The sequence below is a fragment of the Arthrobacter sp. D3-18 genome (assembly GCF_054408525.1).
Window position 1 is genome coordinate 367,905 of the sequence record NZ_CP096440.1, and the last position, 15,127, is coordinate 383,031.

The 15,127-nt window shown below is 60.9% G+C and carries 17 protein-coding genes; 13 read left to right on the forward strand and 4 right to left on the reverse strand.

Features of this window, described 5'->3' with window-relative positions; all coding sequences use genetic code 11:
• Positions 1-127 precede the first annotated feature (127 nt).
• The 6 genes from M1D89_RS03800 to M1D89_RS03825 all read left to right on the forward strand — a co-directional run bounded on the left by M1D89_RS03800 (position 128) and on the right by M1D89_RS03825 (position 7,141).
• The gene (locus tag M1D89_RS03800) at positions 128-799 is read left to right on the forward strand and encodes a GntR family transcriptional regulator (protein WP_498648182.1); all 672 of its coding nucleotides are present in this window, start codon (positions 128-130) and stop codon (positions 797-799) included.
• Between the two features lie 687 nt (positions 800-1,486).
• Complete coding sequence (locus tag M1D89_RS03805; protein ID WP_498648184.1) at positions 1,487-2,845, forward strand: MFS transporter; 1,359 nt, start codon at positions 1,487-1,489, stop codon at positions 2,843-2,845.
• Between the two features lie 28 nt (positions 2,846-2,873).
• Positions 2,874-4,130, forward strand: a complete 1,257-nt coding sequence (locus M1D89_RS03810) for an aminopeptidase P family protein (protein WP_498648185.1) — start codon at positions 2,874-2,876, stop codon at positions 4,128-4,130.
• Between the two features lie 71 nt (positions 4,131-4,201).
• A complete protein-coding gene (locus tag M1D89_RS03815; protein ID WP_498648187.1) occupies positions 4,202-5,017 on the forward strand; it encodes an IclR family transcriptional regulator in 816 nt (271 codons plus the stop codon).
• 125 nt (positions 5,018-5,142) lie between these two features.
• Positions 5,143-6,468: a sensor histidine kinase gene (locus M1D89_RS03820; protein WP_498648189.1), complete on the forward strand. Its 1,326-nt coding sequence runs from the start codon at positions 5,143-5,145 to the stop codon at positions 6,466-6,468.
• Positions 6,461-7,141 carry a response regulator gene (locus M1D89_RS03825; protein WP_429330741.1) on the forward strand — a complete coding sequence of 227 codons (681 nt, stop codon included), beginning with the start codon at positions 6,461-6,463 and terminating at the stop codon, positions 7,139-7,141. Before M1D89_RS03820 ends, M1D89_RS03825 begins: the two co-directional genes overlap by 8 nt.
• Before the next feature lie 166 nt (positions 7,142-7,307).
• On the opposite strand, the gene M1D89_RS03830 is transcribed toward M1D89_RS03825, so the two are convergent.
• Positions 7,308-7,787 (reverse strand): DUF4383 domain-containing protein, encoded by a 480-nt coding sequence (locus M1D89_RS03830; protein WP_498648192.1) that lies wholly within the window; start codon positions 7,785-7,787, stop codon positions 7,308-7,310.
• Positions 7,788-7,943: 156 nt separating this feature from the next.
• Between M1D89_RS03830 and M1D89_RS03835 the strand changes: the two genes are divergently transcribed.
• The 3 genes from M1D89_RS03835 (at position 7,944) to M1D89_RS03845 (ending at position 9,871) form a co-directional block, all read left to right on the forward strand.
• Positions 7,944-8,915: a hypothetical protein gene (locus tag M1D89_RS03835; protein WP_498648194.1), complete on the forward strand. Its 972-nt coding sequence runs from the start codon at positions 7,944-7,946 to the stop codon at positions 8,913-8,915.
• Positions 8,916-9,020: 105 nt separating this feature from the next.
• On the forward strand, positions 9,021-9,407 hold the full coding sequence (locus M1D89_RS03840) for an ArsR/SmtB family transcription factor (protein ID WP_498648198.1): 387 nt from the start codon (positions 9,021-9,023) through the stop codon (positions 9,405-9,407).
• Positions 9,404-9,871, forward strand: a complete 468-nt coding sequence (locus M1D89_RS03845) for an SRPBCC family protein (RefSeq protein ID WP_498648200.1) — start codon at positions 9,404-9,406, stop codon at positions 9,869-9,871. Before M1D89_RS03840 ends, M1D89_RS03845 begins: the two co-directional genes overlap by 4 nt.
• Positions 9,872-9,882: 11 nt before the next feature.
• On the opposite strand, the gene M1D89_RS03850 is transcribed toward M1D89_RS03845, so the two are convergent.
• Positions 9,883-10,539 (reverse strand): LysE family translocator, encoded by a 657-nt coding sequence (locus tag M1D89_RS03850; RefSeq protein WP_498648202.1) that lies wholly within the window; start codon positions 10,537-10,539, stop codon positions 9,883-9,885.
• 103 nt (positions 10,540-10,642) lie between these two features.
• Between M1D89_RS03850 and M1D89_RS03855 the strand changes: the two genes are divergently transcribed.
• Positions 10,643-11,098 (forward strand): Lrp/AsnC family transcriptional regulator, encoded by a 456-nt coding sequence (locus M1D89_RS03855; RefSeq protein ID WP_498648204.1) that lies wholly within the window; start codon positions 10,643-10,645, stop codon positions 11,096-11,098.
• 6 nt (positions 11,099-11,104) lie between these two features.
• Here M1D89_RS03855 and M1D89_RS03860 read toward each other — a convergent pair whose 3' ends face one another.
• Complete coding sequence (locus M1D89_RS03860; RefSeq protein ID WP_024818488.1) at positions 11,105-11,563, reverse strand: Lrp/AsnC family transcriptional regulator; 459 nt, start codon at positions 11,561-11,563, stop codon at positions 11,105-11,107.
• Positions 11,564-11,924: 361 nt separating this feature from the next.
• Here M1D89_RS03860 and gluQRS point away from each other — a divergent pair, with 361 nt between their 5' ends.
• On the forward strand, positions 11,925-12,812 hold the full coding sequence (gene gluQRS / locus M1D89_RS03865; protein WP_498648206.1) for a tRNA glutamyl-Q(34) synthetase GluQRS: 888 nt from the start codon (positions 11,925-11,927) through the stop codon (positions 12,810-12,812).
• A gap of 65 nt (positions 12,813-12,877) precedes the next feature.
• On the opposite strand, the gene M1D89_RS03870 is transcribed toward gluQRS, so the two are convergent.
• On the reverse strand, positions 12,878-13,489 hold the full coding sequence (locus M1D89_RS03870) for a TetR/AcrR family transcriptional regulator (RefSeq protein ID WP_498648208.1): 612 nt from the start codon (positions 13,487-13,489) through the stop codon (positions 12,878-12,880).
• 103 nt (positions 13,490-13,592) lie between these two features.
• Here M1D89_RS03870 and M1D89_RS03875 point away from each other — a divergent pair, with 103 nt between their 5' ends.
• Both M1D89_RS03875 and M1D89_RS03880 read left to right on the forward strand, forming a co-directional pair.
• Positions 13,593-14,384: an SDR family NAD(P)-dependent oxidoreductase gene (locus M1D89_RS03875; RefSeq protein ID WP_498648209.1), complete on the forward strand. Its 792-nt coding sequence runs from the start codon at positions 13,593-13,595 to the stop codon at positions 14,382-14,384.
• A gap of 145 nt (positions 14,385-14,529) precedes the next feature.
• Entirely contained in the window at positions 14,530-15,066 is a 537-nt protein-coding gene (locus M1D89_RS03880) for an HD domain-containing protein (RefSeq protein ID WP_159732660.1), read from the forward strand.
• Positions 15,067-15,127: the final 61 nt, after the last annotated feature.

Consider the following 15,127-nt stretch of genomic DNA (forward strand, 5'->3'; position numbering starts at 1 on the left):
CTAGTGGCCGACTGTTAGGCAACTGATATATTAGAACTATTGCCATAGTATGTTGAAGATCACATGGTCGTCAACAGGTCTGCGGTAACTCATCCAGCAGACTGAAGTACGACGACGGGAGAGAGCAATGAGCGCTGCATTGGAAGCACTGGAATCAGCTCCGCAGGGGACATCCCTCGCGGAGAACGCCTACCTGCTGCTGCGCGACAGGCTCATCATGCTGGACGTCAAACCCGGCGACCCCATCAACGACGGCCAAATCGCTGCTGAACTGGGGATCGGGCGCACGCCTGTCCGGGAAGCCATCAAGCGACTCGAAAGCGACCACCTCGTGGTCTCCTATCCGAGGCGCGGTACGTTCGCCACCGGCGTGGACATCACCCAACTTGCCGAGGTCTCAGAGATCCGCGAACTCCTGGAGCCACTCGCCTCAAGGAAGGCTGCCCGCATGGCGAGCCCCGCCATGCGTTCCGAGCTGCGCGCCGTCGCTGCCGCAATCCGTGATCTTGAAGGCCAGGACAACTCCTCCCAAGAACTCATGCGGTACGACATCCAAGTGCACCGGCTCATCTACAAAGCCTCGGCCAATGCGCACCTCGAAGACGTACTCATTCGCTATGACAACCTGGCCACCCGAATCTGGTGCCACATGCTGGAAAAAATGCCCTCCGTTTCCGGCCACATCTCCGAGCATGCCGACCTCCTGACGGCCATAGCAGACGGCGACGAAGAACGCGCCGCCGAGCTCGCCCTGCACCACGTTGTCAGCTTCGAAGAGACCATCCGCAAGGTCCTCTGACCCTCTCTCACATCCCTAGGGTTTGGGCGGGTCGCTCTTTCATGTCCCGCGTGCTTCACCGCGTCCCTCTCTCACGTCCCGCGTGCTTCACCGCGTCCCTCTCTCATGTCCGGCGTGCTTCACCGCGTCCCTCTCTCATGTCCCGCGTGCTTCACCGCGTCGCTCTTTCGTGTCCCGCGGTATGAGTCGGGGTCGAGGGGGCAGGGTCATCCTCTTCGCGCTCGCTACTTCGTCGCTTAGACGCGCGCTGCCGAAGAGCCCCACCCCTCCTCGGATCCTCTATCACATCCCTAGGGCTTGGGCGGGTCGCTCTCTCATGTCGCGCGCGCTTGAGCTCAACCCTCTCCCCTTTGGTGTTTTTAGGGTGCTGCCGCAATCGCCCGTGGGCGCACTTGGGCTGTGGCGTCGATGTTTCCGTTGCCCACCGACGGCGAACTTTCTTCAAGGGGGTGAGCGGCCGATCGAGTGAAGGGGCAGGGATGTGAGAGAGCGTCGGGCGGGTTGAAGATGCGCAGAATGCAACTTTGGTGCGGTGGGAACAACAACCGCATACCGCAGTGGAATGTTCAGTCCGGCGTTGCCAACCTCCGAGATCTCTAAATGCACCCCTTGACCGTGGCGTCGCTCACACATACTCTGGTGCAACAGCGTTGCGTTGAATGCAACCCCAAGGATTTTGGTGGACACATGAGCAATGAATCCTCTGTGGCAGCCGAGCAGGGTGTTTCACCCGCCTCCGGCTCCAACCACACCCTCAGCCCTAACAACACAGTCAGCAAGGACACTCGACGGCGAGTGGTCACGGCCAGCTTCATCGGCAACTTTGTTGAGTGGTTCGACTACGCCGTTTACGGCTATTTGGCCGGTATCATCTCAACAGTTTTCTTCCCGGAGTCAGACCGGCAGACAGCCCTCCTGGCAACCTTCGGTGTCTTCGCCATCAGCTTCTTCGTGCGGCCGCTTGGTGGTTTCATCTGGGGCCATATTGGCGATCGCCTCGGACGAAAGCAGGCGCTCTCCCTCTCGATCGTGTTGATGTCAGTGGCCACGTTCTGCATCGCACTGATACCGGGCTACGCCACCATCGGCGTGATGGCGCCGATCCTGCTCCTCCTCGTAAGAGTTGTCCAAGGATTCTCCGCAGCCGGCGAGTACGCAGGGGCGTCTGCCTTCCTGGTGGAATATGCGCCTGCGAATCGCCGCGGACTGTATGCCGCTGTCGTGCCTGCCAGTACTGCAGCGGGACTACTGCTGGGATCCTTGCTTGCCGCCCTGCTGACGTCAGTACTTAGCGCGGAGCAGCTCAACGAGTGGGGCTGGCGGTTGCCGTTCCTGCTCGCGGCGCCGATGGGGCTCATCGGCAGGTACATCCGGATCAAACTGGAGGACACTCCGGCGTTCCGTGAACTGGCCGAGAAGGACGACGGCGTCAAGGCTCCCGCGTTGGCCATGTTCAAGACGTACCGGAAGCAACTCGTCATCGCCACGGGCGCGGTGCTGCTCAACGCGGTGGGCTTCTACGTGATCCTCAGTTATATGCCCACGTACTTGTCGGAGGAGCTGGGCTTCGGCGCCACGGAGTCGTTCCTCGCCACCACCATTGCCCTTGCCAGCTACATCGGCTTCATCTTCCTGACGGGCATCGCCTCGGACAAGTTCGGCCGCAAGCGCATGCTGATCACCGCGTCGGTCCTGTTCATCCTGCTCACGGTGCCAGCGTTCATGCTCCTGGACACCCGCAACTTCCTGGTGATCGTGTTGGTTCAGATCCTTCTGGGCGGCATGCTCACTCTCAACGACGGCACCCTGCCCAGTTTCCTGGCCGAACTCTTCCCCACGAAGGTCCGGTACACGGGCTTCGCCGTCAGCTTCAACCTCTCCAATGCCTTGTTCGGCGGCACCGCGCCGTTCATGGCCACCCTCCTGATCGGCATGACCGCCAGCAAACTGGCACCCGGCTGGTACCTCGTGGCCGCCGCCATAGTTTCCCTCATCGCAGTCCTGTTCGCCACGGAGACTTCCAAGAAGCCCCTGCTGCAGGACTAGTTCAACCCACCCATTGAAAGGAACCACCATGACCATCACCCAGAACGAGGCCGTCAACGATGTGGCCAAGCTCGAGCGCACCAAGGTCCTCAACAATGGCGAGAAGGTCTCGCTGACCTTCTCCGACGCCGAGTTTGAGCGGCGTCTCAGTGGCTTGCGCAGCATCATGGCCGAAAAGGACCTCGACGCCGTCATCCTCACCAGCTACCACTCCATCAAGTACTACTCCGACTTCCTCTTCACCTACTTCGGCCGTTCCTACGGCATGGTGGTCACCAAGGAAGACACCGTCACCATTACGGCGAATATCGACGCCGGGATGCCTTGGCGCCGCAGCTACGGCGATAACCTGGTGTACACGGACTGGCGCCGGGACAACTACATCCACGCCATCCAGGAAGTGCTGCGCACTCGCGGTATCAACCCGCGCCGCATCGGCGTCGAAGATGACTCGCTGCCCCTGGACAACCGCAACAAGATCCAGGCAGCTTTCTCAGGAGCCACGCTGGTGGACGTCGCGCAGGCGGCGATGCGTCAGCGGATGATCAAGTCTGACGAGGAGATTGCGGTCATCAAGCATGGTGCCCGCATTGGTGACCTAGGCGGCGAGGCCATTCGCAACGCCATTACAGCCGGGATCACCGAGTATGAGGTTGCCTTGATCGGCACGGAGGCCATGGTTCACGAGATTGCCCGTACGTTCCCGGACTCTGAAATCCGTGACACGTGGGTTTGGTTCCAGTCGGGCATCAACACTGATGGCGCGCATAACTGGGCCACCACCCGCAGGATTCAGGAACACGACATCCTGTCCCTGAACTGCTTCCCCATGACCAGCGGCTACTACACCGCATTGGAGCGCACCCTGTTCTATGGCGAACCGGATGCCCGCTCCCTGGAACTGTGGAACATCAACGTGGAGGTCCACAAGCGCGGCCTGGAACTCATCAAGCCTGGGGCGGTCTGCAAAGACATCGCCGCCGAGCTGAACGAGATCTACGTCAGCCATGGCTTGCTGGCCAACCGCACCTTCGGCTACGGCCACTCGTTCGGCGTGCTGAGCCACTACTATGGGCGCGAAGCGGGCCTGGAACTTCGCGAGGACATCGACACCGTTCTGGAGCCGGGCATGGTGGTATCCATGGAACCGATGATCACGGTGCTGGACGGCCAGAAGGGTGCGGGCGGTTACCGGGAGCACGACATCCTGGTAGTCGGTGATGACGGCGCAGAGAACATCACCAAGTTCCCGTTCGGCCCCGAGTACAACATCATCGGAGCCTAGTGACCCGGCCGGTGGGCACAGCGTGGTGTCCACCGGCCGGTGCGCCTGCCCAAGCGAAATATAGTGAACCCATGACCCCCACTGAATCCAGCGACACTCCTGAGAACAGCAACAGCACTGGTGACAGCAAAAACACCTCGGTGATCGTCAACGCCATCGCGGTGCTGCGGAGCTTCACCGCCGACGAACCGCTCCTGGGAGTCACCGAAATCGCGGGCCGCGTTGGCCTGCACAAGAGCACCGTTTCCCGTATCCTCGCGACGCTGGAACAGGAAAACCTTGTAGAGCGCGACGTCGATTCGCGCAGGTTCCGTTTGGGGCTGGGAATGATCGCCATGGCGGGCCCGCTCCTGGCGGAACTCGAAGAACGCCGCGTTGCATACCCTGTGCTGCGCGAACTTACTGAGCGCACGGGAGAGACGAGCGCGCTCATGGTGTGGAACGGCAATGAGTCCATGTGCGTGGAACAGATCCCCAGCCGGCACCAGGTCAAACACCTCGCTCCGCTGGGTGCCCGATACAACGAGGCCCTCAGTTCATCGGTGCAGGTGTTCCTTGGCGCGGAGAATGAGGACCGGGTGCGTCAGTTGTTGCGCAGCGGTTCCATCACCCTGCCAGGTCTGGACGAGGATGCCGTCGAGGCGTATCTGGCGCGGGTGTCAGAATCCGTGGAGCGTGGCTGGGCAGTGAACTTCGGGGAGACATCCATTGAGGAAGTGGGTGTGGCATCGCCCGTTTATGACCATCGGGGCGACATCGTGGCCTCTGTCCTGATTCCTGCGCCCAAATTCCGTGTTTCGAAGGATACCTTGGACAGCCTCGGTGAAGCCTGTGCCGCAGCCGCCGCCAAAGTCACCACCCGCCTGGGTGGCCGCGCCCCGCGCTAAGCGCAGGCTAAGTCCGGAAGCCAAACTTGTCCCAAAAGATGAATCTACTGGCCCATGGGTGGAGATCGGCTGCAGGCGCCGGTTATTGGCAAAGCTGCATGCCTGCCGTGGATAGTCTGACTCGCATGGAACGAACACTGAGAGTTGTCCGGCATTGGGGCGCCCCCGCGGCGGCTGCCATCTTTTTTGTGCTGTGGTGCGTGGGGGAAGCTGGGCGGATGGGACCGTGGCCGGGCCTTTATTGGCCGGGCGCCATACCGCTTGTGGTGATGACAGCGGCGATCGCAACCGCGAAGTGGAAGCCGTACCTTTCGCTCGGACTAACTGGCGTTCTGCTGCTTGGACAGCTTGTGCACATCGTCCCCGCTATGTTGGCAAACCACTGGGCCATCTACATGGGATCTTTCATTTCCCTGGGTTTTATCATGTGGACAGGCAACAAGAAGCAGAGAATATTGGCAGTCACCGCCAACGTCCTCTTCGCCTTGGTCATGACCTTCATGATGATTTCCTGGCGCTATGGCGGGGGAGTGGGCTGGTTCATCCCGCTCCATCATGGAGATGCTTTTGCGCTGCGTCACTATGGATGGCAGCTGTTGAGCATTCTGCTGCTAGTTGCTGCTGCTTGCGGCGCCCTCGGCATCCTCGTAGCCCTTTACGAAGACCGCCAGACACTGTCCAAGGCACAGATCGTCACCCAAGCAAGCCTGAAAGAAACTGAAATCGAACTGGTCATCGAGCAGGAACGCACTCGGATCGCCCGCGATCTGCATGATGTCCTGGCTCATTCTTTGGCAGTCATTACGGCGCAGGCCGATGGCACGCGATATCTGAGCAAAGGCCAGCCAAAGCCTGTCCTGGACGCCTTGGAGAACATCGCCGTATCAGCCAGGCACGCATTGGTTGATGCGCAACGCGTCATCGAAGGCGTTCGGGACGATGGCATGGTTGCCCCACAACCCCTGATCAGCGACGTCGGCCCGCTGATGGAACGCATGCGTCAAGGCAGCCTTGAGATTGAGCACAGTGAGAGCGGTGTACCCGTTGAACTGGGAGCAGGTCAGCAGCTGGCAGTATTCAGGATCGTCCAGGAATGTCTCACCAATGCGCTGAAACATGGTGGCCGGGGAACCGCCGTGCGCGTGCATTTTGATTGGAGCGGCCCAGGGCTGACACTTCATGCTTCCTCCGCGCTGCCGGCGTCCGTTCCGTTGGGGGAAACGGACGCCGGGCAAGCCAAGGAACGTTATGGACGGGGCATTCCCGGAATGCGGGAGCGTGCGCATCTGGCCGGTGGTTGGCTGACAGTGGGTCCGGATGGGGAGCAGTTTCGGGTAACTGCTTTTCTTCCTTATGGAACCGGGAAGCTGCAGGTCACCTCCCAGCCGTCCAAGGCATTGACGGATCTGGGAGAACGGACCTCGGCGGGAGGGGCCGGTGGCCTTGGCTGAATCGTCTGCGCCCATATCTGTAGCGTTGGTTGACGACCAGCCATTGTTCCGGGCGGGCATCCGGATGTTGGTTCAAAGCCAGCCGGACATGCTGCTGGCCTGGGAGGCCGACGACGGCAGCCAGGCACTTGCTCTCGCGACAGAGCAGCCGCCGGACGTCATGCTTATGGATCTCCGTATGCCTGTGATGGATGGCGTAACTGCCACGAAGCACCTCTGGGATGCTGCGACGCGTGACGGTTTGGAAAAGCCTAAGATCATCGCCTTGACCACCTTCAACCGCGACCAAGCTGTGGTGGAAGCCGTGCAGGCGGGAGCAAGCGGGTATTTACTCAAAAGTGCCGAGCCGGAATTCTTGCTGGCCGCAATACGGACCGTTCACTCCGGGTACTCGGTGATCGCGCCCGGATCCGTGCATGACCTGTTTCAGCACGCTGCCCGGACAGTGCCGGTTCCGGGTCCGGATCTTTCTGTCCTGGATCCGTTGTCGGTTCGGGAACGGGATGTCTTCCTCTTGGCGGCCAAGGGTTTGAGCAACAGTGCTATGGCTGAGAGTTTGTTCGTGTCCGAAGCAACGGTCAAAACGCATCTGCGCAGTGTCCTTACAAAGCTGGGCGTTGGGACACGGCTTCAACTGGTGTCGTTCGCTTACGAGTACCGGCTGCTCGGATAGCCGGGTACCCGCCGTCGAGCCTTCAAAACCTCCGCCGAGATGGCACTAGATGACCATCACGAGCGCGAAGATTGTCATTAAATGGCATCTCGGCGAAAGAAATAACGGCGGCCGTCCCCTCACGGGGAGCGGTCGCCGTCGTCTATTTATAAGCCGTGCGGAAGGCCTACATCTTCCGTCGCGTTGTAGTTGTTTCGTCCATGGCATCCCTGCCCAGCCAGGCGCCCAGCCCGATCATGGCAACGCCGAGGATCAGGTGCAGCCAGTTGTCAGCCGTATTGAACGGGACGAAGTTGGCAGCTGTTTCCTGGTTGATGACCAGGCCATAGATCCAAAGAACGATGTACACGGCGCCGCCGCCCAGGAGGAACAGGCGAGCCATGCGTGCGTTCCTTGCCATGGCCAAGCCGGCCACGCCAAACAGCAGGTGAACGATGTTGTGGAGTATGGACACTTGGAAGATTCCAAGCAGCATGGCGCCGGATTCATGTCCCGCAAAGGTCATGGCGCCGAAATTGGTGGTGATTCCCGGGATGAAGCCCAGAATGCCTACCAGCAGAAATACAATGCCAACGCCCATGGCGGTGTTGCGAAGCGTCAACCCCATCATGTGGTGGTGTTCGGCGGGGTGCGAAGCGGTGGTCATCAAGTCCTCCCTTTCACGCTGTTACCCGGCTCTTCTCATGGAGAGCCGACCTGCGGCAAGGGGTGTCGCAAAACCTTGCCGACGCCGCCATAATACTCCTGAAATGCCTCCGATAGCAGGGGATGAGCCCGGTTCAGCGGCCGTTAGCATGGATTTATGAGCCAAGCTCCAAACGGACGTGTGCACACGATCTTCCATGACACCCGCGATCTCACGCCTTTCCGCGAGGGCTACGTCCGCACGCCGGTCCGTGGCTTGGCCGATGGCGTCAATGACGTGCTTTCCGGGGTCCTCACCGGCCGCGACCACGCGAGGTTGTCCGTGGTGGGGAATGTCCCGCGATTGAAGATGCTGTCCTCCAAGACGGCGAAGGCCATGCATGAGGCCGTGTTCACTTCCACGGAGCCCGATCGGCTCCTTGCTTTCGGCCGCACATATCCGGGCTGGGCCGGCTTATGCCACGTGATGGCAGGGCTGCTCACGTACAAGCATGGCGGATTCCTGAGGGCTTCCGAGCTGTTGCGGCGCGGTTTAACAACAAGGATCGACGACGACGCCAGCCAGTTCTCGGCTACCTACCTTGGGCAGGTGGTCACCAAAGTCGAGGTAGCCGAACGCATTGAGGTTCCGGTCCTGTTCAGCGAGGAATCCGTGTTTTTGGCGTTGTCCCACTGTCTTCGGGAAATGGGGATGACCGAGGCGGCCTTGGAAGCGGTGGTGACTTTGCCGCCGTCGTTGCCTTCTGCGTTGGCGCGCTGCACGGCGGCGTACTCGTTGGAGCGCCACCGCGACGTGGTGCTGTGGACCGAAGGTTTGCTCAACACGGATGACCTGTCCGCCGCACTGTTGCTGATCCGGGCGCGGTCGCAGCGGGCGCGCGGCGATTTCGAGTCGGCCCAGGCGGCCCTGAAGGAAGTCCTCCGGCGTCGGAAAACCAACCTGGCCTTGAAGAACGATGCATTGACCGACAGGGCGTTGCTCGCGCTTGACCAAGGGCGCCGAACCCTCACTCCGCGATCCAGGCGGCCGGCCCCGCCTGCCGAGCTTGAGACCTTGGAAGTCATCCGCAAAGACGCTGAGATGCGGCGTCTCTGGGAGAACGACTTCAGGCAGCTGGGCGGCGAATAAACACCCTTGTGCCGTGCTAAGGAGAGGCGTATTCTCTTAATCAACCAATCAGTTGATCAATGAGTCAGTTGATTAGCATTGGTTGAAGGAAGGGTTGAAGCGGAGATGGAACAAGATGCCCTGGGGTCGGAATCCCTGGACAGGGCCTTCATGGCGTTGGCGGATCCGGTGAGACGGGCCATGGTAGCCCGGCTGTCGCGAGGAGATGCCACTGTCAATGAGCTGGCCGAACCATTCGCCATCACCAAGCAAGCGGTGTCCAAGCACATTCAAGTCTTGGAGCATGCCGGTTTGGTTACCCGATCCCGCGACGCCCAGCGCAGGCCGGTCCATTTGGATGCAGCGGCCCTGGAACGACTGACAGCTTGGATTGACCAGTACAGGCTGATCGCCGAGTCCCGCTTCCGCCAGTTGGACCAGTTACTTGGCGTCGGCGTCTCCCACCATGAACAAGAGAACATACCAGCAAAGAAGAAAGAGGAACTGAAATGAGCAATCCAACAACAATCACCGCTGATAGTGGCGTCCCGTTCGTTGATACAGTCCGCGAATTCGATGCCCCGGTCAGTGCAGTTTTCAAAGCCCACGTTGACCCGGACCTCTTGGCCAAATGGCTGGGCCCTCGGAGCACGGTGACGAAAATTTCTGAGTACAACGCCACCACCGGCGGCAGCTGGCGGTACGAAAACGGCGACGATAGCGGGATGTACGGATTCCGCGGCGTGTTTCACACGGTCGAGGCCGACGCGTTGATCATCCAGACAATCGAGTTCGAGGGGGCGCCGAACCAGGTGGTCATCAGCACCACAACATTCGAGGAAGTAGACGGCAGGACCAGGATGTCGGCACACGAGGTCTACCCCTCGGTTGAAGCGCGCGACATGGCCGTGGCTACCGGGATGGACTACGGCGTCATCGAAGGATACGAGCGGCTTGACGAACTCCTCGCCGCCTAGCCGCCTATCGCTTAGCTGCTTGCAGCCTGGAAATGCGGCAGAAGCGGCAGTAGTTGCTCTGATAGCAGCACTGTCCCGAGCCCGATCATGATGATTCCGCTGACCAAGGTCACAACCCGCGCGGCGCCGGGCCGGGAGGCCAGCAGCTTCCTGGAAGTCAATGCGACGGCGGTGTAAACCAACCCGGCTAGGATCACGAAGGTCAGGCCCAGCAGGCCCGACTGGATCGGAACAGGCAGTGCTGCCTCGGGGCTGACGAACTGCGGCACCAACGCCACGAAGAAGAGCAGGCCCTTTGGGTTAATGCCGCTGGTGCCCATGCCTTGAAGGAAGGTGCGGAGCTGGTTTCCGGACTGCACGACGCCGCCCTCCGCACTAAAGCTGGCACCTCGCCACGAGCGGAGGGTAGCGACGCCGAGCCATAGCAGGTAGGCAGCTCCCGCGATGGTCAGCCACCCCAGCAGTCCTGGAACTCCGGCCAAGAGGGCCGCCAGCCCTGCCACCATCAGCAAAGTGTAGATGACGTAGCCGCTGCATAAGCCAGCGACGGCAGGGACGAAGCTGCGCTGACGGAGGCCCGCCGAAATCGAATACGCCCAGTCGACGCCGGGCGTGCACGCCAAGCTGACGGCGACGAGCATGAAGGCGAGGAACAGTTGCGGATTCACGTTTTCTCTCCAGGGCTAGATGGTAGGAAAACTCTAGGGAAAATCGGCACATAAGTGTTCCCATATTTAGCCCGGAAGGAGCGGTGTTCGGTAAGATTATTGCGTGATTGACGGGATTGATAGAACTATTTTGCGCCACCTCAAAGAGGACGGCCGGATGACTGCCACAGCCCTTGCTTCCACGGTGGGTCTGACCGTGGCTCCATGTCATCGGAGGCTCCGCGATTTGGAGTCCTCAGGGGTAATCCGCGGCTACCGTGCAGACATCGATCCTGCCGCGGTGGGCCTGGGCTTTGAAGCGATTGTTTTTGTCACGCTCAAGCAGGTGGAGCGCACCATTCTGGCGGAGTTCGAAGAGCGTGTGACTGCCAGCCCCAACATTGTGGAGGCTCAGCGGCTCTTCGGATCCCCTGATTACCTGCTCAAGGTCATTGCTGCGGACCTGCCCGCGTATCAGCGCTTCTACGACGACGAACTCGCGGCACTTCCCGCAGTGGAACGCCTCACGTCAACACTGGTTATGAAGAACCTGAAAACCAATATAGGACCGCCGGTCTGAGGAGACCTACTCTGCCAGCAGTCCGGTGGTTCGGTACGGAATCACTTCCCGGAGGAACATGCTGGTGGACGTGCGCACGATGCCCGGGCACAACCGGATTTCCTCGGAAACCCGGTAGAGGTCATCCGGGCTCTTGGCTACCACCCTGATGATGAGGTCTGTATCGCCGGCGGGAGCATGGCATTCGAGAACTTCAGGGATCTCCCTCAGGGCAGCAATAGCCTCGTTCAGGTGGCTTTGATCGAGCTCGGCACTGACGGCGGCAGCCACGCCACGTCCCAAGGCCGAGGGTAAGACGCGACTGCTGTTGGGGCGGAGGGCTCCGGACGCCGTCATCCGCTCCAGGCGCGACTGAACTGTCCCGCGAGCGAGGTGCAGTTTCTGGGCCAACACCATGATGGGCACGCGAGGGTCTTCGTCCAAGGCGGCGAGGATTCGACGGTCCGTGGCATCGAGTTCCTGCAAAGTGACCACTTCCTGTCGAGCTTTCCACGTGAGACTGGTCAAATCGATCAATCAATATGGTGTCCGTTGCACCAACTGTAGACCCTCTGCTGAAATGATGACAACGAAGCAGGTCGCGGCTACCGCCAAATCCCGCAGGCACCAGGAACCCGGAACATCACCCGGGGCCCTGCACAGGTTTCCCGCAAGGAAGCAGCCGCTGATTGACTCTTGTTCACAGCATTGTCATTCTGCACCCGCCCTTTCACTGGGGCGCCACAGCAAGAGCCCCTGAGCTACCGGATCGTTGCGGTAGCTGAGGGGCTCTTGTGTTGTCCGGCGCCAGTCTCTCTCTCCCGTGCCCGGCGAATAGGCTTGGATCATGACTGCTGCTGGCCGCTTCGCCCCGAGCCCCTCCGGCGAACTGCACGTGGGCAACCTGAGGACCGCGATTCTCGCTTGGCTGTTCGCGAAGTCCAGTGGCCGCGATTTCCTGCTGAGAGTCGAGGATCTGGACCGCGCCCGATCCGGCGCTGAGGCGGAGCAGCTCCGTAATCTGCGGGATGTCGGCGTCAGTTGGGACGCCGACGTCGTACGCCAGACGGAACGCGCGGCGCTGTACGACGAAGCGATTGCGCGACTGACGGCCCAAGGGCGGACCTACGAATGCTTCTGCACGCGAAGGGAAATCCAAGAGGCCCCCTCCGCGCCGCATGCTCCGCAGGGCGCTTATCCGGGAACGTGCCGACGGCTTTCCCAAGCCGAACGTGAGATCCGGCGAGCCACGCGTCCCGCCTCCATCCGCTTACGGGCAGAGGTTTCGGAGTGGGCCGTTGAGGACCAGTTGCACGGTAAATATGTGGGTGTGGTGGACGACTTTGTGCTTCGCCGCAACGACGGCGTGACCGCCTACAATCTCGCGGTGGTGGTTGACGATGCCCACCAGGGAATCGACCAAGTGGTTCGCGGCGATGATCTCCTCCCATCCACGCCGCGGCAGGCCTACTTGGCGACCCTGCTTGGGCTGCCGAACCCTGAATACGCCCACGTTCCGTTGGTTGTTAATCACGACGGCGTGAGGCTGGCGAAGCGCGACGGGGCCGTCACGCTGAACGACCTCGCCGCCGTCGGAATTCCTGCAGAACGTGTGCGTGACCTTCTACTGGAGTCCGTTGGATTGCCCGCGGGAACCTTGCAGGATGCCCTGCCGCACTTCACCCCGCATATCGTGCCAAAGACGCCTTGGGTGTGGAAAACTCCCCGGAGCTGAACCGACCACCGGGGAGGCGGTCGCCGGTTTCGGGGCTTAGCTGCGGCTTAGTGGTGCGGCGCTGCTTAACTGAGCTGCGCTGCCGGGACTCCGGCCTCCATTCCCGCCCATAACGTGTCGGTGGTAGCCGTGACGACGTCTTCCACTGAATTTCCGTCCAACTGACCGCCAGCGGCGAGAAGGGCCGTGCCATGAAGGCTCACGAAGCACACCATGGCCAAGGTTTCGGGTTCCCCGGCGGCCAGGACACCGGCTTCCTGTGCCTCGGCAATCATTGCTCGGGCAACCTGTATGCCTTGCGCGCCGGTGCTTCGCAGCTCTTCGCTGGAATCGGGATGGTGCTTGGTGGAGTACATCACCGTGAGCAGGGCGGGGTGCTCAACAGCAAAGTCGACATAGGCCTTCCCAACACTGACAAAACGTCCCCGGAGTTCATCGACGGATTGGGCGGCATCCTGGATGCGGCGGTTCATCGACTCAAAGCCAGCTAGCGCCAGGGCATCGATCAGGGCCTGCTTATCCCGGAAGTGCTTGGCGGGTGCGCCGTGGCTGACGTTCACATCACGGGCCAGCTGCCGCAAGGACAGTCCGTCCACGCCAGCTTCTTCAATGGTTTCCATGGCTCGTTCCAGGAGCGCTTCCCGGAGTTTGCCGTGGTGGTAGGGCTGGTCAGTCATGGCTCAAGTCTATGTCAATGTAGTCATTGACAACAAAGTAGGCAGTGCCTACCATGTAGACAGCGACTACATTAGTCTCCGACTCAATCGATGGGATTTCGCCATGACCACGACTTACGCAGGCACTACTGCACTCATCACGGGCGCCAGCTCCGGCCTCGGCGCTGAGTTCGCCGGACAATTTGCGGCCCGAGGCTCAAACCTAGTCCTTGTGGCCAGGCGTGCGGACCGTCTGGAGGAGTTGGCTCAGGACTTGCGCTCACGCCACCGCGTCACTGTGACCGTCCTCCCTATGGACCTGGGCCGCGCAGGAGTGGGACGCGAGCTCCTCGAAGAACTGGCCGGCCGCGGAATTACCGTGGACACCTTGATCAACAACGCGGGTTTCGGCACCCACGGTCCTTTGGTTGAGGAAGACCCGAGCACCATCGCATCTGAGATTTCCTTGAACGTTGCCGCCCTCGTGGACATTACGCGTGCCTTCCTCCCGGAACTGCTCGCCTCCGGGAAGGGTGCCCTGGTGAACGTCGCCAGCACTGCTGCGTTCCAACCCATCCCCGGCATGGCCGTCTACGGTGCCACCAAGGCCTTCGTCCTGAGCTTTACCGAAGCCGTTGCCCACGAAACCAAAAACTCCGGACTCAACGTCCTGGCCCTTTGCCCCGGCGCGACACGCACTGAGTTCTTTGACGTCCTCGGTGGTGAGTCCGCAGCAGTAGGCAAGATGCAGACCTCTGCGCAGGTTGTGGGGACTGCCCTCAAAGCCCTCGATCGCAAGGACACCCCCGGCAGCGTCGTTTCGGGTTGGGTCAACCGGGTGACGGCCGGCTTCGCCCAGCGTTTGCCACGAGCCGTCACCGTCGCCATCGCTGCACGCGCTGTACAGGACTGGTAAGCCAGCAGGACGGGTAGGACCGCTAGGACGGGTAGGACCGCCGGGATGATGCGATTGGTAGGGCGGTGCTGCGGGTCCGGAAACAGCGGATAGCCTGAAGGTGAGGACCGATCCCCGTCGGTCCCTCTTCAAGCCGGAGGCCAGCATGACCGAACCACGCTTTACCGTTGAGACAGCCCAGGTTTTGGCCGAAGTGGCTCACAACCGGCAGAAGGACAAGCTCAAACGTCCTTATCGGGAGCACGTTCTGGCCGTGGGAGATGCGCTCGCCGACTTTGACGAAGATATCCAGATCGCAGGCTACCTTCATGACATCGCCGAGGATACGCCCATCACCCGCCAAGCCCTGCTTGAAATGGGAGTGTCCGAGCGGGCGGTAGACATCATCGAACGCGTCACCCGCCGCTTCCACGACGACCCTGATGATTACGACGCCGGCATCCGTTTCGTTGCGGAGGACCACGACGCAACGTTGGTGAAGATCGCGGACAACGCTCACAATTCCTTGCCCGAGAGGGTCAAGGCGCTTGCTGAAAAGTGGCCGGACAAGCCGCCGGTAACCCGCTATGCCGATGCCCGACCCGTGCTTTACACGGCGGTTCCCCGCGAAGAAGTTCGGATGATCCTGGAACGGATCAACCCCTACTTGCTTCGGGAACTGGACGAGATCGTGCCCGAGTAGCCCACACGCGCTCGTTGTGGGGCCCACTCTGCATGCCATGGGACGGCCTTAGGGTGCAGAG